This window comes from Ensifer adhaerens (assembly GCF_001270265.1).
Taxonomy (GTDB): Bacteria; Pseudomonadota; Alphaproteobacteria; order Rhizobiales; family Rhizobiaceae; genus Ensifer; species Ensifer adhaerens_B.
The window spans coordinates 184113-204651 of record NZ_LGAP01000005.1; the positions used below are offsets into that span (position 1 = coordinate 184113).

The 20539-nt window shown below is 61.3% G+C and carries 18 protein-coding genes; 7 read left to right on the forward strand and 11 right to left on the reverse strand.

Features of this window, described 5'->3' with window-relative positions; all coding sequences use genetic code 11:
* The first annotated feature begins 55 nt into the window (after positions 1-55).
* From AC244_RS12195 to AC244_RS12225, 7 genes are all read left to right on the forward strand, one after another.
* The gene (locus AC244_RS12195; RefSeq protein WP_053249084.1) at positions 56-736 is read left to right on the forward strand and encodes a YoaK family protein; all 681 of its coding nucleotides are present in this window, start codon (positions 56-58) and stop codon (positions 734-736) included.
* 207 nt (positions 737-943) lie between these two features.
* Positions 944-2488: an ABC transporter substrate-binding protein gene (locus AC244_RS12200; protein ID WP_053249085.1), complete on the forward strand. Its 1545-nt coding sequence runs from the start codon at positions 944-946 to the stop codon at positions 2486-2488.
* 342 nt (positions 2489-2830) lie between these two features.
* Positions 2831-3784: an ABC transporter permease gene (locus AC244_RS12205; protein ID WP_053249147.1), complete on the forward strand. Its 954-nt coding sequence runs from the start codon at positions 2831-2833 to the stop codon at positions 3782-3784.
* Positions 3781-4632 (forward strand): ABC transporter permease, encoded by an 852-nt coding sequence (locus tag AC244_RS12210; protein ID WP_053249086.1) that lies wholly within the window; start codon positions 3781-3783, stop codon positions 4630-4632. Before AC244_RS12205 ends, AC244_RS12210 begins: the two co-directional genes overlap by 4 nt.
* Positions 4629-5438 (forward strand): ATP-binding cassette domain-containing protein, encoded by an 810-nt coding sequence (locus AC244_RS12215; protein WP_053249087.1) that lies wholly within the window; start codon positions 4629-4631, stop codon positions 5436-5438. Before AC244_RS12210 ends, AC244_RS12215 begins: the two co-directional genes overlap by 4 nt.
* 2 nt (positions 5439-5440) lie before the next feature.
* Positions 5441-6181 (forward strand): ABC transporter ATP-binding protein, encoded by a 741-nt coding sequence (locus tag AC244_RS12220; RefSeq protein WP_414735919.1) that lies wholly within the window; start codon positions 5441-5443, stop codon positions 6179-6181.
* A gap of 189 nt (positions 6182-6370) precedes the next feature.
* Complete coding sequence (locus AC244_RS12225; RefSeq protein ID WP_053249089.1) at positions 6371-7075, forward strand: OmpW/AlkL family protein; 705 nt, start codon at positions 6371-6373, stop codon at positions 7073-7075.
* An 85-nt stretch (positions 7076-7160) separates the two neighbouring features.
* On the opposite strand, the gene AC244_RS12230 is transcribed toward AC244_RS12225, so the two are convergent.
* The 11 genes from AC244_RS12230 to AC244_RS12280 all read right to left on the reverse strand — a co-directional run bounded on the left by AC244_RS12230 (position 7161) and on the right by AC244_RS12280 (position 20383).
* On the reverse strand, positions 7161-7580 hold the full coding sequence (locus AC244_RS12230) for a CBS domain-containing protein (RefSeq protein ID WP_053249090.1): 420 nt from the start codon (positions 7578-7580) through the stop codon (positions 7161-7163).
* A gap of 89 nt (positions 7581-7669) precedes the next feature.
* Positions 7670-9835 (reverse strand): glycoside hydrolase, encoded by a 2166-nt coding sequence (locus AC244_RS12235; RefSeq protein ID WP_053249091.1) that lies wholly within the window; start codon positions 9833-9835, stop codon positions 7670-7672.
* Positions 9835-10833 carry a glycosyltransferase gene (locus AC244_RS12240; protein ID WP_053249092.1) on the reverse strand — a complete coding sequence of 333 codons (999 nt, stop codon included), beginning with the start codon at positions 10831-10833 and terminating at the stop codon, positions 9835-9837. The genes AC244_RS12235 and AC244_RS12240 overlap by 1 nt, the downstream gene beginning before the upstream one ends.
* 54 nt (positions 10834-10887) lie before the next feature.
* Complete coding sequence (locus AC244_RS12245) at positions 10888-11322, reverse strand: VanZ family protein (RefSeq protein WP_234716920.1); 435 nt, start codon at positions 11320-11322, stop codon at positions 10888-10890.
* A gap of 37 nt (positions 11323-11359) precedes the next feature.
* A complete protein-coding gene (locus AC244_RS12250) occupies positions 11360-12460 on the reverse strand; it encodes a glycosyltransferase family 4 protein (RefSeq protein ID WP_234716921.1) in 1101 nt (366 codons plus the stop codon).
* Positions 12461-12833: 373 nt separating this feature from the next.
* The gene (locus AC244_RS12255) at positions 12834-14078 is read right to left on the reverse strand and encodes a glycosyltransferase family 4 protein (protein WP_053249094.1); all 1245 of its coding nucleotides are present in this window, start codon (positions 14076-14078) and stop codon (positions 12834-12836) included.
* A gap of 10 nt (positions 14079-14088) precedes the next feature.
* Entirely contained in the window at positions 14089-14850 is a 762-nt protein-coding gene (locus AC244_RS12260; RefSeq protein ID WP_053249095.1) for a polysaccharide deacetylase family protein, read from the reverse strand.
* A complete protein-coding gene (locus AC244_RS12265) occupies positions 14843-16174 on the reverse strand; it encodes an O-antigen ligase family protein (protein ID WP_053249096.1) in 1332 nt (443 codons plus the stop codon). The genes AC244_RS12260 and AC244_RS12265 overlap by 8 nt, the downstream gene beginning before the upstream one ends.
* Positions 16175-16185: 11 nt before the next feature.
* Positions 16186-17799, reverse strand: coding sequence for a GumC family protein (locus tag AC244_RS12270; protein ID WP_053249097.1), 1614 nt, complete (start codon positions 17797-17799; stop codon positions 16186-16188).
* A gap of 126 nt (positions 17800-17925) precedes the next feature.
* Positions 17926-19071, reverse strand: a complete 1146-nt coding sequence (locus AC244_RS12275; protein ID WP_053249098.1) for a hypothetical protein — start codon at positions 19069-19071, stop codon at positions 17926-17928.
* Positions 19061-20383 (reverse strand): lipopolysaccharide biosynthesis protein, encoded by a 1323-nt coding sequence (locus tag AC244_RS12280; protein ID WP_053249099.1) that lies wholly within the window; start codon positions 20381-20383, stop codon positions 19061-19063. The genes AC244_RS12275 and AC244_RS12280 overlap by 11 nt, the downstream gene beginning before the upstream one ends.
* Positions 20384-20539: the final 156 nt, after the last annotated feature.

The window sequence follows — 20539 nt, forward strand, 5'->3', positions numbered from 1 at the left end:
ACTTCCCTTCTCGCGGTCGGCGGATTAAGCCTGAGGAAAACGGCGGGGCAGCATCATGACTTTTCAGCGACGGCGTCGGATCATCAAGCGCCAGCGAACCGGGACCGCGCTTCTCGTGGTCGCGCTCATCTCGTTCCTCGCCGGGATGACCGACGCGATCGGCCTGCTGACGGTGGGCGACTTCGTCTCCTTCATGAGCGGCAACACGACGCGCGCCGCAACCGCCATTGCAGACGGCAACATCCTGCGATCGCTGATCCTTCTCGGCTCGCTCGCAGTCTTCGTCATCGGCAATGCCATGGGAACGATCGTCGCGAGTAGATTTCGCGCCGGCGGCGTCCTGTGCTGCGTCACCCTGATCCTCACCCTCGCCGCTGCCGGTGGCGACCACCTGCCGAACGAATTGCGCTTCTATTTCATCGTCCTTGCAATGGGGGTGGTGAACGCCTCCGTCGAGCATATCGAGGGACTGCCGATCGGTCTTACCTATGTAACGGGCGCCCTGTCCCGCTTCGGCCGTGGCTTGGGCCGCTGGATCATCGGTACAGGCAACATGCAATGGACGATCCAGATCGTCCCCTGGATCGGGATGCTCGGCGGCGCCGTCATCGGCGCCATTCTCGAACATCGTTTCGGGCAGTTCTCCCTCTGGGCACCGGCGATTCTGGCTGGCCTGTTGTGCCTCCTGGTTCTGATGATTCCGGGGCGCTGGTCGCGGCGATATGCGCAGCGCTGATCCCGCCGATGCATCCTCTAATTCAGGAACGCCCTTTTCTTGCCGGCGCCTGCCGCGGGTGCAAATTTCAACTTAGCACGACAAAACGAACCAAAATTCCCACTAAATTGGTAGGGAATTTGTATGATGCATCGCAACCACCCGATGTGTACATTCGGACGGCAAGCGCGACATCGCGCGATGAGCATATATGCAGGAGTTAGGGAAATGACTGGCAACACGATCGACTCGGGCGAACTTTCGAGGCTGAGCCGGAAAGGTAGGCGTTCGATCCTCGCCTCCGCAGCTTTGGCCTTGCTTCTGTCGACGAGCACGGCAGCGCTCGCGCAGGATGCAAACTTCGATCCGGATGCCTCCGTCGTCATCGGCTCGCTCTATGAACCGCAGAACCTGGACAACACCGCCGGCGCCGGCCAGGGCATCAACGAAGCCTTCAACGGCAACGTCTATGAGGCGCTGTTCACGCTGACTGACGCGGGCGACGTCGCTCCCGGTCTTGTCGCCGAACAGACGGTCAGCGAAGACGGCCTCACCTATACCTTCAAGCTTCGGCCGAACGTGACCTTCCACTCCGGCGATCCGCTGACGGCACAGGACGTGAAGCACAGCATCGAGCGCGTGGTCGCGCCCGATTCCAAGAGTTCGCGCAAGAAGAGCCTGGCGACGATCAGCGAGATCCAGACCCCCGACGACCAGACGGTGGTGGTCAAGCTGTCCGCCCGCTCCATCTCGTTGCCCTATAACCTCAGCTACGTCTGGATCGTCAACGACGCAGCGAAGGATCTGAACGCCGGCGAAGACGGCACAGGCCCCTACCGCCTCGATGAATGGCGCCGCGGCTCGTCGTTGGCCCTCACCCGCAACGACAAATACTGGGGCACCGCCCCGACCAATGGCGAAGTCGTCTTCCAATACTTCACCGATGCCACTGCGCTCAACAATGCGCTGCTGACCGGCGCAGTCGACGTCATCACCAGCGTCCAGAGCCCGGATTCGATCGCCCAGTTCAAGGACAATCCGGATTTCACCGTAACTGCCGGCCAGTCGACCACCAAGGAACTGCTGGCATTCAACGACAGGGTCGAGCCCTTCAACAACGTCAAGGTTCGCAAGGCTATCGCCCGCGCGATCGACGACAAGAAGCTGCTGGAGTCCATCTGGGGCGAATACGGCACGCTGATCGGTTCCTTCGTGCCTCCGACGGACCCCTGGTATGTCGACCTCACCGCCGTCGATGCCTATGATGTCGAGAGCGCAAAGGCGCTTCTGAAGGAAGCCGGCTTTGCCGATGGTTTCTCGTTCAAGCTCGATACGCCCAACTACGATCCGCATCCGATCGTTGCCCAGTTCCTGCAGAGCGAACTGGCAAAGGTCGGCATCAAGGTCGAGATCAATGTCATCACCGCCAACGAATGGTACACCAAGGTCTACAAGGCGCATGATTTCCAGGCGACGCTGCAGGAGCACGTCAACCACCGCGACATCGTCTTCTACGGCAATCCCGACTTCTATTGGGGATACAACAACCCTGAGGTTGTCGACCTGATCAAGGCTTCCGAAGCTGCCGCCAACACAGACGAACAGACGGCAAAGCTGACCGAAGCAAACCGCATCATCGCCGAGGACGCGGCAAGCAACTGGCTCTACCTCTATCCGCAGATCGTGGTCTCGAGCTCGGCCGTCACCGGCTATCCCCTCAACGGCCTGAACTCGCAATTCTTCGCCTACAACATCAAGAAGAGCGGGAACTGATCCCCTCCTTCTTCTAGGCGATCCGCTGTTATCGTACGCTCACGAAGGGAGCCCTCGAGCAATTTGGGGGCTCCTTTGCATTGCGGGTGACGCCACTCCATTCCATCCGCAAGCCAACAGCAAGTCAGTCTATTTTTAACCAGATGCAAAACAGTGCCGCAGGCGAGATGTCCACCGCGAAGATGCTTTAGCATTCGGAACGTGCTGCATAATTTCCCCTGAAATCGATGAGGAATTAAGGGATTATGCAGTAGCCTCCCGGTTGATTTTGTGCAAAAGCCAGCGCTCCGGCCCCGGGTGTTACGCCCGTCGGACGAAAGGAATTCTACCATTCTCGCCTATATCCTGCGCCGCTTCGCCATCCTGATCCTGTCGCTGCTGATCGCCGCGGTGGTGCTGTTTGTGCTGCTGCGCCTGCTGCCGGGTGACCCGGCAAACGCCCTGCTTTCCGTCGGTGCGGACCAGCAGCAGATCGAGGCCGCGCGCGAACAGGTCGGCTCCAACCTGCCGCTCTGGGAGCAGTTCCTGCGCTTCGTCGGCAGCCTCGCCCGCTTCGATCTCGGCACCTCCTTCGTCAGCGGCAAGCCTGTTATCGAGGAAATCGCCGCCCGCCTGACCGTGACGGTACCACTGGCGCTGATGGGCTTTGCGCTTGCTGTCGCCATCGCCGTTCCGCTCGGCATCCTGTCGGCGGTCAAGGCCCATCGCTGGTACGGTGCGGCCATTTCGACCGTGTCGCAGCTCGGCATCGCCATCCCGGTCTTCTGGGTGGGAATCCTGCTCGTCACCGTGTTTGCGGTCAATCTTCGGCTCTTTCCCTCGGGCGGTTATCCCCGTCGCGGCTGGCAGAACGAGGGCCAAGTTCTCTATGCGCTCGCACTGCCAGTGCTGACGATCGGTCTGGTCATGGCCGCCTCGCTGATCCGTTACATCCGATCCGCAACACAAGACGTTCTGGGCAGTAACTACCTGCGAACCGCCCGCGCGCTCGGCGCCAGTTTCTCGCAGGCGTTGATCCGGCATGGGATTCGCAACGGCGCCGTGCCGATTGTCTCGATCCTGGGGATCGAGCTTGCAACGACCCTGCTTGGTGCAGTCGTGGTCGAACGGGTTTTCGCCCTGCCCGGCCTTGGCTCGATGCTGCTGCTGGCGATCGAACAGCGCGACTACCCCAATGTCCAGGGCGTGTTGTTCATCTCGACTCTGCTGGTGCTGCTGATCGGTTTCGCCGCCGATCTGTTTCAGCGGCTGATCGATCCCCGCTTGCGTGAACGGGCGACAGGAGCTGCGACATGACCTCGCTGGACCTTTCGACGGATAGACCGGCCCGCAGGCATTCGCTGTCGCTTTCCATCGGGCTCGCCCTCGTCGGCCTGAACGTCGTTGTCGCCATCCTCACCCTGTTCTGGACACCCTACGATCCGCTCAATGCCTCCGGCGGCCGGCTCGAAGCGCCGTCATTGCTGCACTGGGTGGGAACGGATCGGCTCGGCCGCGACTACCTGACGCAAATCGTGATCGGCGCCCGCACCGCGTTGATCGTCGGTACCGGCGCGGTTGCGATCGGCGCTTCGATCGGCGTGACGCTCGGCATTCTCGCCGCTTTCGCGACGCGCCTGCTCGACGATGTCATGGCCGCCACCCTCGATATCCTGATCGCGTTCCCGACGCTGCTGCTGGCGATGCTGGTGGTCGCTGCCAGCGACAGCGCCAGCCTGTGGTCGGCGATCCTGGCGCTCGGCCTGGCGATCTCGGCGATCGTCGCCCGCTTGACGCGCATCCTTGCCAAGCGCGTGCTGCGCCAGGACTATATTATCGCATCCCGGACCTCCGGCACCTCGTGGCTAGGTGTGGTCGTCCGCCATGTGCTGCCCAATATATGGCCGACGCTCTCGGTCAACTTCGCCCTGCAATTCGGCCTGGCGGTGATCGCGGAAGCGTCGCTGTCCTATCTCGGCCTTGGCGCACCGCCGCCGAACGCCTCTTGGGGCAGGCTACTGCAGGAGGCCCAGGGCACGGTCTATACCGCTCCCGTCGGCGCGATCGCGCCGGGCATTGCCCTTGTCGCGCTGGTCATCGGTATGAACCTGCTTGCCGACGGGCTGCGGGATGTCGGCGACCCGACACGCGGGAGAACACGATGAGCGCCTTGCTTTCCGTTCAGGGCCTGACCGTGCGCGCCGGCGGCAAGACGTTGGTTTCGAACCTGTCGTTCTCCATCGGCTCCGGCGAGCGAATGGGGCTGATCGGCGAATCCGGTTCGGGCAAGTCGATGACCGCAATGGCCGTTACCGGCCTGTTGCCGGCAAACATTTCTGTGACCGGCTCGATCGTTCTCGATGGCGAAGAGGTGGTCGGTGCACAAGACAAGCACTTGAACCGCCTGCGCGGGGTCGCGACCGCCGTCGTTTTCCAGGAGCCGCTGACAGCGCTCGATCCGCTGATGAAAATCGGCAAGCAGATTGCCGAGCCGGTCCGCCGCAGGCTTGCGCGCGAAATGGGCCAGGCGCCGCGGGTAGCGGTCGACCGCGAAGTGCTCGATCTGCTCGACAAGGTCGCCCTGCCGCAACCGCAGCGCATTGCCAATGCCTATCCGCACGAAGTGTCGGGCGGCCAGCGCCAGCGCGTCGCGATCGCCATGGCACTTGCCTGCCGCCCGAAGCTTCTGATCGCCGACGAACCGACGACGGCGCTCGACGTCACCACGCAGGCCGAAATCCTCAAGCTGCTCGATGGACTGGTGCGTGAAACCGGGATGGCCTTGCTCTTCATCAGCCATGACCTGCCTGTTGTTGCCGAAGTGGTGCAGCGCGTGATGGTGTTGCGCGACGGCATCGCGCTTGAAGAAGGCGCCGTTGTCGACGTGTTCGCCAACCCGTCGCACGACTATACGCAGACGCTCGTCGACGCCGCACGCATGTTCGACGAGGCCCTTGGACGGACGGGATAATGATGCTGAACCTGCAGAATGTGAACTTCGGCTATTCCCGTCACCGCAAGGTTTTGACCGACGTTTCGTTCAACATACGCGCCGGCGCCAGCGTCGGCCTGGTCGGCGAGTCCGGTTCGGGCAAAACGACGCTGCTGCGGCTGCTGCTCGGCCTCGAACGGCCCAGCAGCGGCACAATCCGCTTCGGCGACGAAGTACTCGATCCGGCCGACGGCGCGTTCATGCGCCGCTATCGGCGTTCGGTACAGCCGGTCTTCCAGGATCCCTACTCGTCGCTCGATCCTCGCCAGAAAGTGCTCGACATCATCGCCGAGCCGCTGCAATCGCTGCGTATTGTAGGGCCGCGGAAGGATGCGGTGGCGCAGGCGCTGGAGGCGGTGGGCCTGCCCCTCGACGCCATGCAACGATACCCGCACGAATTTTCAGGCGGCCAGCGCCAGCGCATCGCGATCGCGCGCGCGATCGTCGCCCGCCCTGAGATCATTCTTGCTGATGAAGCCGTCAGCGCTCTCGACCTGTCGACCCGCATCCGCATCGTCGAACTGTTCAAAACCCTGTCGGCAACACTGACACTGGTATTCGTGTCACACGACCTCGGCGTCGTTGCGTCGCTTTGCGAGGAGATGGTCATCCTCGAAAACGGCCAGGTGGTCGAGAGCGGCCAGACGCGCGATATCCTGGCGGCGCCACAGCATCCCTATACCCAGCGGCTGCTTGCCAGCATTCCACGCATGCCGGCGTGAGCTTATCGCGCCTATCGCCTCCGTCGCTCGCGAATCTGCCGGCGGCGATCACCCCATCAACTGACGGACGACCTTGATCCAGAACAACCCCACGTCGAGCGGAGTTGCCCATAGTGCCGCCGGCTGCAGATTCCCTGCAGCCGCCTGCCCTGAACGGCAATTTTTAAACTCTTCTGGGGGTCCGGAATCATGTCTACTCGCTCCATCCTGCCAACTGCCGCCGCATTTCTTTTACTGGCGGCCTCGGTCACTGCGGCCCGGGCCGCGGACGTGACTGCACCGAGCGAGCCCGCGCCTGAACTGCCGGCAGCGAGCGAGCAGAGCCCGTGGATGATCCGCGCCCGGGCGCTCGCCGTCCTGCCCGAGGACAAGGCATCGCTGCAGCTGAATGGCACGTCACTCGACGGCGAGAAGGTCGGCGTCAGCAACTCGGTCGTGCCCGAGCTCGATATCACCTACTTCTTCACCGACAATATTGCGGCGGAACTGGTGCTGGGCACGACCCCGCATTCCGCAAGGGGCAGTGGCTCGATTGCCGGCCTTGGTCCGATCGGCAAGGCCTGGCTGCTACCGCCGACGCTGACGCTCCAGTACCACGTCAATCTCACCGACACGATCAAGCCCTATGTCGGCGCCGGCGTGAACTACACCATTTTCTACAACGAAAAGGCCCGCGGCGACTTCTCCAGCTTCAACCTCAAGAACACGTTCGGCGTTGCGCTGCAGGCCGGCGTCGACATCAAGCTCGACGATCACTGGGGCATCAACTTCGACGTGAAGAAGCTGTTTCTGGAGCCGGTGGTCAACGCGACCTTGCCGGGCGCCGGCGCGGTGACCGGGAAAGTGAAGCTCGATCCCTGGCTGATCGGCACAGGCATCACCTACCGCTTCTGACGCTTTCGTCAGCGGTGACACCGCGTTAAAAACTCCGCCCTCGCCGTTAGACGGCGGGAGCGGCACCCATACGGGCAATCGCATCTCATGCGTGATGTGCGGTAACGGCCTTAACCAATCCGGTCGTCAGTTCACGGCTGCTCGCATGGGAGATATCGCCCAGCGATAACATTCCGACCATGCGCTTGTCGTCATCGATCACCGGTAGGCGCCGGATCTTCTTTGCCTCCATCAACTGAACGGCGTCCTCGATGGTTTCGCTGGTGCGGCAGTAGACGATATCCTTCGTCATGACGTCGCGTGCGGTCAGCAATGCGGCATCGTGTCCGTTCGCCCACGCCCGCACCGTAATGTCCCTGTCCGTCACCATGCCGATAAGGCGATCATTTTCGCCGACCGGCAAGCAACCGATGTCCTCATCGCGCATGATCCTTGCCACGGTGCGCAAGTCCGTTTCAGGCGCTATCCAGCGCGCGCCCGGGTGCATGGCTTCCCAAGTTCTCATCGCATCCTCCCATGGTTTGAAAAAGACGACTATAGGGGGAGATCATGGCCAATCGTTGATCGGCAAAGCGGCCATTCCCGTGCTGAGGCTTATTCAAGTTCCAGCAGGAAGTAGGTTGTCGGACCGGACGGGGCATCGTTGCTCAGGCGAAATGCGACGGCGCCGACACCATCGGCCACCGATGGGTGAACTGTTCCGTCAAGGCCTACGGGAGAAATGCGCCACCTTGCCGCCGTCCGAGACAGGGAGAGATCGACATACCCCCGCCGGATCACCACCGGCAACCGGCCAAAACTCTCGATGACCTTCTCTTCGCTGTCACGGAATGTCATGTCCGTGTTCTGGGCATCGGTTGCAAAGATCAACAGGAAACGCCGGCTGTCGGACAAGGTTGCGGGCGGATCAAGCCCCGATAGCGCGACAAGACCATTGCCGTCGGCGCGCTCCACCCGCAGCACACCGAGGTCGACCGGCTCGCGCAGGGACGCAAACGCCATCGCTTCCGTCGCCGGTGTCGCAACGCGCAACTGGCCGGCGAACCGATCGAGGAGAATTTCACCGGTGCTGCTTTGATAGATGCCGGCATCGACCGTCGTTCCATTGTCTGGCATCACCGTGCCGCTCGCCCGCAGCAGCGCCAGCACATTGTCGCTGCCATCCCGTCGCGGCTGGGCGACCGCAATCGCATCGCCCAATCGCTCCGCTCGGCCCAGGCCGATACGACCGACCAGCGCAAGATCGGTCAGAGATTCCGGCTCGCGCGCCTGCATATCATCGGTCAGATCCTCCTCGCCGCGCACGGAAAATGGGATCGTCACATCAGAGGTCGCAACATCGCCACGGCGATAGAGCAAGGCGGCCAAGGTTTCGCCCGCGCGGGCGACCGGATCGAGCGCAATCGCGTAAGGCAGCATCGCCCGCTTGTGGGGAAACGGCTCCCCATAGGCGAGCGCGATCGGCCCGTGACCATGGCGACAAAGGGCGTCCCAGCCCTGAAGGGCGGCATAGGCCGGCATGGCAAGGCCAGCCTCGTAACGGTAGCGGTTCCAGAACAGGTGGTCGTATTCGCTGACAACGAATGGTTTTCCGAGCCAGCGCGATGCTGCGATCATCCTGATATAGTTGACGCCATCGGCGATTGAGCTGGTTTGCAGAAGTTCGCTGCCCGGCGCGTAGCCGCCAACCCAATCGTAGTAAGTGTTCATCGTCACCGCGGGCAAGTCGCGCCTGCTGAGCGCCGTCTGGATTGTCGGCCAATTGTTGTAGTTGCTGATCAGGCCCTTGTAGCCGAGGTCGCGCAGAACCTTGCTCATGCGCGCGGTGGAGGCACGCTCGGTTTCGACGAAGAACGCCTGAAGATCGCGCAGACGCGGGCTGTCGTTGTAGCGATCCAGTGGCAACCTGATCTCGCCTGTTTCAAGCTCTTCCCCGGCATCAAGCGCGCCCCACGCCTTCGTCAGGTTCGCCGTTGTGCCATAACGCCTCTTCAGCCAGAGATTGAAAGGCTGAGCCAACCTCTCGTCATAGGGGGCCCGGCCCGGCCGGTCGTGAACCACCGCTTCGAACTCCAGGCCATTCTCATTGGCGAGAATAACCAGCGCCAGAGCTTCATCATGGATAGGAGCTTCACCGGTGTAAGGATTCACGCGCCCGAGGATCGCCTGTTGCAACCGCCTCCAATGCTCGAAGGTCCGATCGTCCAGGTGAAGCATGAGTTTCACATCGCCGCCCGTGTCCCAGCGATCGTCGAAACCGCCATAGGCGCCACGCGGCGACGACAGACCATCGATGATCCAATGGATGCCGTTGCGCTTCAGAGCCGCAAGCAGATACTGGATCCGGTCGAGCGTCTCCGGATCGAAATCGAAATCGCGATTACGCCCGAACATCAGACTTGCGTCGACGAAATGCAGGCGTGCGATATTGTAGCCATGCATCGCCAGCTGGCGCGCGTAGCGATCTGCGCCTTCGTGATCGGGGAAGCCGCCGGACGCGGGGCTCCAGGCGAGTGAGGCGCACAACATCCTGACCGGCGTATCCGGTGCTTTCGCATAGGCAAGGCGCCCCTCCTTACCGGCAACCAGCCTATGATCGTCATCGATCGGGGCGTTCGGCAGGATCGACGAGAAATCGAGCGGGCTGCCTGGGCGCAATTCGAGCGAGATCTCCTTCACCGGAGCCCACTGATCCGAGGCGCCTGCAGGCAGGCACATCACCGCAAGCACCAGCGCCGCCCCGAGGATCCGCTGATGCATCACGCTGGGGCTCCAAGCAACTTGCTCTCGATCGGGGCCTCCGGCTTTCGCCGCCGCCTGAAAAAGCCGACGGGCAATGCAGCGGCATGGAAGAACCAGGCGACGACCGTGTAGAGCCCCATGTTCAAGCTGCCCTTGCGAAAACTCATCAGCACGATGACACCGGCAAGCACAGCGGCGACGATGCCCAAGCCGACAGTCAGGCTGGGCGAGAACAGCAGCACGCAGAACGAAAGCGCCCACCAGAGGTAGACGAGGCACCAAAGCTTCAGCTCGGGCAGCTCGCGCACAAGCTGGAAGAAATAGGGCCGGCCGACGGATGCGCGCAGAAGTTCGCCGATACCGAAGAGATATTTGCTCTTCCAGCGTCGAACCAGAAGACGATAGGAATTGACCGTGTGGCCGAAGTGCTGGACGAAACGTCGGTCAAGGCGATGCAATCCCCACCCGGCGCTTCGCAACCGGATGCCGAGATCGAATTCCTCGTATCCATGGAGATTGCGATCGGAGAGGTAACCGACGGCCGCGATCGCATCACGCCGGTAAAGCCCGCCGCCGTTCATCCGGTCGATCGATCCGATCCGGTTTTCCGGTGAGTTGCGTCTGACGCGCCGCGAAAATTCGAGGTTGGACGTCAACATCTCCTGCACATGGCCGGTAACACCCGCAACCGAGGGGTTGTCGGCGAGAAACGCCACGGCGACGGCGAGAAAATCACCATCGAGCAGCATGTCGCCGTCAAGCAGACAAATATGGTCGCCGTTGGAATACTGAAAGCCGAGTTGCGGGCCGATGCCGCAGCTCGGTCGCGCCGGCGGACTGATCTGGGCGATGACCACGGGGTATTGCGAAGCGATCTCGACCGTCCGGTCGGACGAGCCGCTGTCGGCAATGATGACTTCGCCACCTGTCTCGCCGAGGGCTGCAAGCGCGCTTTCAATCGTGGCCGCTATTCGCTTCTCTTCGTTCAGCGTCTTGATGATGACGGATACTGCCAAGCGAGCCTCCAAAATCACCGGGGCGTCTAGCCAAGCGTCCCGGCGCAGCCCGTTCTACCCCTGATACTTTGAGTTTTGGTTTATTTGCCCCAGCAATTGCATCAGACGTGACCGATAGCGGATCAGTATCGAACCCGAAGCCACGCCGCAGGCGCCGCCGAGCAGTTTGACGACGAGATCCTCGATCCGGGCATGGCGATCCGCCAGCACCATCTGCAGCAGTTCGAAGCCGACCGCAGTTGCGAAGACGAGGCAAAGTACAAGAACGATGCGCCTTGAGTAACCGATCGCGAACAGCAGCCCCATCAACCCGAATGCACCGAAGCGCTCGACATGCACGAACGTGCCCATGCGCGGGCGCAGATCGAGCGGCGAGAGGGTCGAATAGGCGATTACGGCGAATATGAGCCATGCAAGCAGGCCGGCGGTGCGTTTGATATTCATGCTTTGCTTGTCTCTCCGCACCGCACATAACACGGCAATCGTCATCCGTCGGCAACAGGAAGATCGCGCAATTGCGCGCGATTTATTTTGCCACCAACGCGCTATACACCGCCACGGTCTTTTCCGCCACGCTTGTCCAGCTATAGGCGGCTTCGGCGCAGGCGGCGCGGGCGCGCATCTCGCCTTCACTGGGAGGATTGGCCAGCTTGGCCGTCATCGCCGATGCCAGCGCCTCCACGTCGCCAAGCGGGAAATATTCCTCGCCGGCAAGGCCAAGCTCGCGATTGGCAACGATATCGCTGGCGAGAACCGGCAAACCATAGGCCATGGCCTCCAGCAGTGCGATCGGCATCCCCTCATGGCTGGAAGGCAGAACGAACAGTGCCGAATTGGCAAAAAGCTCCGCCAGCCGGTCACCAGACTGGAAGCCCGTCAGAACGACACCGCCAACATCGCTCGCCAGCCTCCTCACCTCTTCCGTGTATGAGGTCTCGAATTCAGCACCGCCGGCGAGCACCAACCGGAACTCCGGATTGGAGCATTTGGCATAGGCGCGGATCAGATCGAGCTGGCGCTTCTCGGGCACGATCCGCGCGGCAAGCAGGATGTAACGCCGTGGCGCAAGGCCGAACTCGGCAAGAATGCCCGTCTCGCCGTTGGCCGGCGAAACCGAAACCCCATTGGGCACAAGGGACATGGACACATTGTGCCGCGCGCCCATGGTATCGGCGATATCCTTCGAAATGGCGATCCGTCCGCTTGCAAAGCGCATGCCCAGGAGTTCGCCGAGTTTCAACGTACTCTTGGCAAGGGCACCCCATTTTTGCCGGTCGTAGTCATAGCCGTGATGGGTGACGACCACCGTCAGTCCGAGCATTCTTGCAAGCGGCACGAAAAGCGCCGGCCCGATCGCATGGATATGCAGCACATCAGGGCGCTGCCAACCCGCGTAGCAAACGCCGATGAACGTGTGAACGATGGCTTCCAGCGCCATCCGGCGAGGCGCCCAGAACGGGAAGACACGAATGCCGTTCCAGCTAAAGGGACCCGATGCGGGAAGATATCGACGCCGCCCGATGACGTCGACGTCCCAGCCATGCTTCGTAAGCTTGCCGGCAAGGATCTCGACATGCTTTTCGATGCCGCCCTGCACATCCGGAATTCCGCGCAGGCCCAGCATCATCACGCGCCGTCGTGCGGTTCGCGCGCTCAGCCGTCGATCTTGACCTCTCAACTCGCGATGACTGTCCACGAGATAAACTCCACGCTGGGCAGTACCGCCCTTTCCGTCGACGCCTTCCAATACTCCAGATTGTACAATCTCAGCGGAAATCGACGGTCGTTGCCGGCGATCAACTTGCGAGACTCCTGACTTCCTGCCCATGGCGAGGCCTCACGGATTGCGCACCCACGGCCTTTTACGTTAATAATACTTAACAAATTCGTAAATAAATCATTAAATATCGAATGAACCGGCCAACAAACGAACGGAATTAATGTCATAGTAAGTATATTTGCAATTCTTGGTTAATATCGCAAGGATGAAATCCGCCGAACTATGCGGCTCCAAGCGTTGCATAAAGATCAAGCGTTCTGTCCCGATAAGCATCAGCGGAGAAATCCCTGGATATCCACGCCCTGCCTGCCGCGCCCATCCCGGCCCGCGCAGTAGGTCCAAGAGCTGCCATGTCGGTCAGCGCTCGTGCCAGATCCTCGGCGTCTCCGGACGCCGCCGTCGCGCCCGTTTCTCCGACCCGGATCATTTCCGGAATGCCCCCGATGGCTGAACCGATCACCGGCCGCCCCAGAGCGTATGCCTCCAGCAGGCTGATGGGTGCGTTTTCGTACCATTCAGACGGCAGGACGAGCGCCCTGGATGACCCGATCAAACGGTGCAGGCTCTCGCCCGAGAGATAACCGGTAAACGTCACGTCGGCATCGAGCGCGCCGGCGAGCTGCCGCAGCGACGCCTCTTCGGGGCCAGCACCGGCAACGACCAGCCGCTGTTTCGAGAGCGCCGCCGCCTTGATCAGAGTGGCAATGCCCTTCTCGGGCGCGAGCCGCCCTGCGAAAACGAAATAGTCGCCCTCGTCCCAGGCGCTGCGGTAATCGTCCACATCAACAAAATTTGGAATGTGCACCATCTGCTCGCGTGCCCAGCCCCACTCGACGAGCTTCTCCACGTAGAACTGACTCGGAACGACGATGCGATCGACCTTGTTTCGATAGAGCCCCAGCGTGCGATGCAGTACCGTTTCTGCCAGGACAACAGCGCTCAATATCGGCGAGCCCTTCACACAACGATGGCGCAGGACGTTGTAGACCCGCCCCCCGCGGCAGTCCTCGCAGATCTTGCCGTCGCGCAGCATCTTGTAGGAAGGACAGGCAAGCTTGAGGTCGTGAGCCGTCATCACGACTGGCACGCCAGCTGCCTTCAGCGTCGAAAAGATCGCTGGCGACAGGTGATGGTAGACGTTGTGCGCGTGGGCAACGGACGGACGCGCACGATCGATCAGCCTGGAGATGTTACGCTGCGCTTCGCGCGAATAGATCACGCTTGCCGCTTGTTCCACTTTTCGCAGAAAACTCGTTTGGCGGCCAAATTCGATTTCGGACACGAAATAGTCTGACCAGGCGGAGCGTTCGTTGTCCTCGTGCTCCATGGCAAAAGGCACGACATCCCAGCCGATGTCGGTAAACATCTTCATATGGTCGAAGAAGACCGCCTCAGCGCCGCCGCGGCGATAGAAGTAGTTGTTGATGACGAGAAGTCGCTTGTCGGCGGCTACCGTGTTGGGCACATCGTTCTCCTCATCCGCCAAGCCGATCGAGCGCCTTGTCGACAGGCAGCACCGTGCATCGCTTCTCGACCGCGTAACGCACGAGATGTTCGAACGTCTCTGGCGTACAGCCATAGGGCGTGGGACGCGGCGCGATGTCGTGCGTGAAAAAGACGAGCCATCCCGGCTGCGCGACGAGGTCATCGATCCAGCGCGTCAGCCCAAAGGCGTGCTGCTCAGGCTGGCGGATCTCAACCGCCTTCAGCATCAGCGGATCGACCGCACCGCGGTTGATCGCCTCCCCTGCCGCCCGGCACGTGCGATAGCGCCGCCCCAATTCCTTGCGTGCCATCGGCCAGGCCGCGTTGTAGGGAAAGGCAAAGTTCCTTGCCGGCTCGCCAACCCCGCCGCGGGCGAGATAGTCCGCATTTCGGTCGAGGTCCTGCGCAAGCGCGCCTCCGGTCAAGCGCTTTATCTTGCTGTGACTGAAGGTATGGCAACCGACTTCGTGCTCACGCCTGGAGAGCGCCTCGCAACCCGCAGCCGTGATCAAGGTCCGATCCGGCTCGACCCGTCCTTCAAGCCCTCCGGCAATGTAGAATGTGCCGCGAACGCCGTGCCGTTCGAGGATTTCGGCACCTTGATGCAGCGCGCTGTCGGGCACGTCGTCGAAGGTAAAGGAAACGAGTGGAACGTCTGTCCTGACGTCGAGCTTCTTCGGAGCAAAGCGCCAGATCAGGCGATTTGCCAGCCGGTCGACAAGTCCATCGATCTTTTGCAGAAGTTCAGGCATAGGCGACACCGCCTTTCTCGACGGATTGCGACGGCAAGGCAAGGACCGCCCGCGCCTGCAGATGCAGGCCGTAGAGCGAAAACAGAAAGGTGAACCAAAGCAGGTTGCCGCCCTCATAAAACAGGCTCTCAAGTCCGGCATTGAAGATTGTGTAGAGCCAAACACGCGTAAAAAGCCGCGTGAGATGCGAGTGCTCTTCGGCCGGTGCCATGCGAGCAATGTTGCGCAGCGGCAGGACGAGAACCCACAGCACCGTCAGCAGCAGCCCGGGAAAGCCGGTCATCAAGGCAATATCGAGATAGGAGTTGTGGCCGTTGGCGGCAGCAACCGCCCAGGTCTCGATCGCGCCGCCGCTATGGACCAGCTCCTCTGTTTGCCAGAAAGCCTTGAAACCGTAGCCGGTAATAGGCTGCTCGGCGAGCGCGGTGAACGCGAAACGCCAGATATCCGCCCGATTGGTAAACGTCGCATCGATGCCAAGCTCGGTGATGAACTCGCTTAGCGGCGTAAACACTGCAGATCCCACCGCAAACAGGTTGAACAGCCCGACACCACCGATGACGATCGGAATGCGCAAGAAGCGGATCTTCTCGAATATCCAGGCGAGTAGCAGGATCGCCGGAAGCATCGCGGTCGACGTCTTGCCGCCGGTGTGGATGAGGAAGTTGAACGACAGAAGCACAATGGCGATCCCGGCCAATCGCGACCAGGTGTTCATGACGAAAAGTCCGAAGAAGGCCGCGATCACCATGGCGGCCGCAGCACTGTTTTTGTGCGGAAAATGGCCACGCCATAGACCCGCATTCATCGGCTCGCGCAGTTCAGACGCCTGGTGGATGGAGAGCGCCGGCTTGAAGGCGATGCCGTAATAGGCCACGCCGAGCATGATGAGCGTGCCGACGCCCAGCATCTTGGCGAAGTGCCGCGCGGATGCCGGCAACAGCAGATAGATGCTCGCATTGACCGTGACCATGACGGCGAGAACCGTGCCTTTGATCCCAAGCATGGGGTAGGCCGAGATCACCGATACGAACAGGAACCACGTGAACAGCACGGCCATCAGCGGGCGTGGCTGCAGGATGATCTTTCGCATCGGATGGCACAGGCCATAACCGAGCATGCTCGCAAACAGCAACAGAGAAACGATCTGGTTCAGACGGTTGGAATTGCCGGCCGAAGGATCGAGCACTGCTTCCCCGGTCAGGTCGACGAAGGGGTTGATCGATATCCAGAAGAACAGAAACATCGCCATGAACAGGACGGTGCCGACGCGCAGCCTCAGCGTGTCGGCGGCATTGGTTTCGACATAGGCAGCGCTCGTCATTGGCGCTCCCGTCAGGCAGTCGCCGGCAGCGGACGGCGAACATATCTCCACAGGCCGCGGGCGATCACTGCCGACACGCCAAGGAAGAGGCCGAGCATGCCGCCGGCAATCAATAGGATCAGCGTGCGTGGCGGCCACGTGCGCGAGTTGGGCGGCAAGGCACGTGAGATCACGCGCACATTGGTCGTATCGATCTGCTGTTGCTCGGTAATCTGCTGGGCGCGCGCAAGATGCGTTTCGTAAATCGCCGCCTTGGCGCGGGCATCGCGCTCGAGATCGCGCAGTTGAACCTGGGCCTCGTTATCGGTGAAGACGTTAGACTTCTCGGTATTTGCCTTGCCGCGCAGGGCCTCGAGCGCCGATTGCTCGCTATCCATGTCCGCTTTTGCGCGCTCCAGAATGCGCCGGGCCTCGTCGGCAAGCGCCCCCTCGAGCGTCGCGCGCTCGGATCTGGCGGCCACCAGGCGAGGGTGCCGCTCGCCAAACGTGCGCTGCATCGAGGCTATCTGTTGCTGGAGCATGTTGTACTGCTCACGCAGGTTTGTCATGTTTTCGGACTCGAACTCCGACGCGCTGGCCGTCCGGCCTTGGGCAATGGCAGCACTCATCTGATTGTAGCGCGTCTCGGCCTGGATGAAGCGTTGCTGCGCGCCCAGGACCTGCGTGTTCAGTTCACCGGAAAGCTGATTGCTCACCAATTGGCCATTGGTCGATTGCAGACCGTTGACGCGCCGGAAATCTTCCACTGCCCGTTCGGCATCGGTCACGTTGCGCCGCAATTCGTCCAGCCGAGCATTCAGGTTCTTGGCAACACGTCCGGCACTTTCCGCAGCCGACTGAAACAGCTCTTGCTCGAAAGCATCGACGATCGCGTTCGAGAGGGTCACCGCCTTTGCCGGTTCCTCGCTCCAAACCTTCATGACGACGACGAAGGAGCGCTCCTCTCGTCGCGCCTCCACGCGCTCCGAAAGCGCCCGCATGGCTGCGAGCTCGTTGTTAACCCGGTGCTCCTGCTTCGAAGAGAACAGATTGCGCAGTGAGGCAAACGATGCCGGCTTGACGAACTCGGGATCGCGCGTGAGCTGCAATTCGTCGATCACCCGCGCCAACACATTGCGTGACGTCAGGATCCTGAGCTTGCTCTCCACTTCCAATAGTTGCGCATCACGCTGCGGATTGGTTGTAAAAACATCGTCGCTGACGACATTGAGATTGGACGGGTCAACGACGATATCCGTGTACACGGTGTATCGAGGCGACGCGGTCATCGCATAGACCAAGGCCACAAATGTGCAGATCGTGACTGCGGCGATAATCCAGAGCATACCGTCGCGCAGCCAGCGAAGAACGTCGTCTACTCCGATCTTGCTGACGAGGTGAAGCCGGGGGAAGAACGCACCACCGACATGCGGCGTCGGCTCCGTCTCTGCTTGCGCCTGGGGAACCGGCTGCGAACGCCGAACATCCGCATCTCTTCGCGACGCTTGCTTTTCCTCAAAAGGAGGGGGCGCGTCCGCGTCATCAGAGGGCAGAAAGTTGAGCAGCGAACCACGGCCGACCGTCGCACGCTGACGGTGCGCAGGCTCAGGCGACCTTTGTGGTCGGGGCTCGTTCGGCCTGTACATCCGCATTCCTCACGCCCGCTTCAAGACGCAAAATCGCCGGCTCGCGCGTCTCGTATCTCCAATGAAGAATTAGGGTTGTACGGTGAAAATTCCGTTAAGCGGCCAGGTGGTCGTTTACCTTAACGCTCAAAAATCCGTCAGCAACCGGCTCCAACTCTCGGAGGCCAGGCCGCCGATGTAGAGGTCGTTGCGCAAAGCCGCGTCCTTGAGATCGCCATGGCGCGTCACCATGCAGAAGTAGCCTCGATGGCGGAACGTCAGCCAACGCTGGCGCGATATCGCGTTCATCAAAAAGGGTTGCGCAGCGCCGACAGCCTGGGCGTAACCTTCGCGGTCGAGGCAGGCAAACATTTCGGCCGTCACCTCAAACTCCCGACCGGGTTGGCAAAGCACATTCAGGACCGTCGCAGTCCTGTTTGCCTTGCCAAGAAAGACGAAAACGCCAATCGCTCTTCCATCCGCCGTCACCTTGCGGAAATGCACGTCACCGAGGCTTTGGTTCTTCGCGGCGATCCCGACAAGCCAATCGAACTCTTCGGTCGACCATACGGGCCTGACCGAAAACCGCTCCATCATTGGTCGGGCACACCCGACAAACCCGCCCGCCCCGATCACCGTCGTGGTGCATCCTGAAGCCGAGGCGGGTTTCACAGATGGTCTTCGCCGGCGCAGAACCCTATCGACTGCGCCGAGGACCCCGAGGAGCATCCTCGAACCCAATGCCGGAAACTGCCTGCTGGCACGAATGGCGCCGCTGGTAACTGGTCGAAACGATCGCTGCCACTCCAGGCTTTGTATCGGAAGCACGACCCCGCCTCCGGCAACCCAATGGTCCGCACTGACCGGCGACGAATTATCCGAGAAGCACATGTCCTGGCGCGCGGCGCGCATCGCCCGAGCGAGACATGCCGCACCAACGGCGCCCGCCTCTCCGTCGGACATGAATGCGCAGAGAAGCTTCCCGACGGTGCGGCGACCGTGGATCGAGAATTCCATCGGCAGTGCCAGGATAGCGCTGGCGATCCCACCGGCACCATCGTCATAGACGACACTGCCATGCTCGGGCGAGTAGAGCGGGCTACCGAAGAACGTAGCCTCAAGATACTGCTGGAGATCGGTGCCCGCCTCGCCGCGACGCTTGCGGAAAATCTTGCTGAAGAGCGAGCTGACTGCAGGGATATCCCGTCGCTCCATGGGCCGCAGACTGCCGGGATGTCTTATGGGACGCTCAATGGTCGTAGCCGTTTCCAGCTCCCTCAGATCAGCCTTCATGTGCCATCCTCGCCGGGACTACGTCCTCAACCGCTCCCTCCCTGTCGCGCCGAACGAACCGCAGGAACACGCCCCAGGAAACGACGACCATCGCGATCTCAATGACATAAAAGGAAACGAACGTGCCCGCAGGCGGCGCATACCAGGTCGCCCACGCCGTCAAGGCTGCGCCGAGCACGCTGCCAAGCCCCATCACCGAGGCGCGTGCCGGGTGATGCCCAGACGCCCCGAGCGCTTCCATGGCGACCGACCACATGGCGATGGGTACGACGACCCAGCAGAGAATTCGCACGAAGGAAACCAGCGAGACATAATCCTTGCCGAAGAGATAGGGCAGGACCGGCGCAAGCGCGAAGACCGCGATCGCCGCCGCGATGCTGATCGATGTGGCAGCAACGAGCACCTTGCGCACCCGCTCGAAGGCGTGGTGCAAGCCTGCGGCCGTCGCCTTGGCCGAACCTGGGTAGATCAACCGGTTCAGCGCCTCGACCGAGAGGTAACTGCTTTCCAGCATGCGCCGCGCGACACTGTAGCTCGACATCACTTCCGCTGTGGCGACAAGGCTCAGGACGAGCAAGTCGGCATTCTGGCGCACCGCGCGCAGAATGAAGGGCACGCTGAAGTAGAGCCCCTGCGGCAGTTCTTCCCGAACGATGCCATAGGTTGGCCGGCCAAGGCCCTTGACGGCATACCAGCAACCAATGGCGACAAGCACATGGCACACGAACTGCCAGACAGCCCAGGAGGCGACGGTCGCCACACCGAAGACGATGCAGGCGAGCGCAGCCGCGATGGTGCGGGCAATGGCGAAACCGACGACAATCTTGTTGGCGGATCCGAAATTGGAGTGAGCGAGAAAGATCTGCTCCGCCAAAACAATTAGCCGCACAAAGACAACGTTGGTGGTCAGCATCAGCGTGATCACGACGATGTTGGTGACCGGATCGGCGGAAAGCGTGAAGAAAAATGGAAGCGTGATCGCGCCAAGCAGAACCAGAACGATGCCGCTGATGGCCGTCAGTATGATGTTGTGGCCGAGCATGCGGGAATACATGCTCCGGTCGCGCGCCACGCGGCGCACGAGGCACTCCATGGCCCCCAATCCGCAGAGATGCACGGCAATGTTGGCAACGGCGGTAATTGCCACGAAGACGCTGAACTCGTGGACGCCGAGCCAGCGCGCGAGGATCGCGAAAGTCAGAAGCTGGGCTGCAGATCCGATGATGAGGCTGCCGCCCGAAGCAGCATAGGACACGATCATCGACAGGAACGGCTTGTGCGCGCCCGGTTCTCTGAGACCTTCCGATGCCATCCCGATCTGCCTTTGACAACAATCCGACGAAATGAGCGTCTTCTGCCGGAAGGGCTCGATCAGCGCCCCCGTTTCCGATCATCGCAAGAGTTAGCACGCAGAAATGATTGCGCGGTTAACACACGCGCCTCAATTGCATTTTAGCTTCCGTTTACC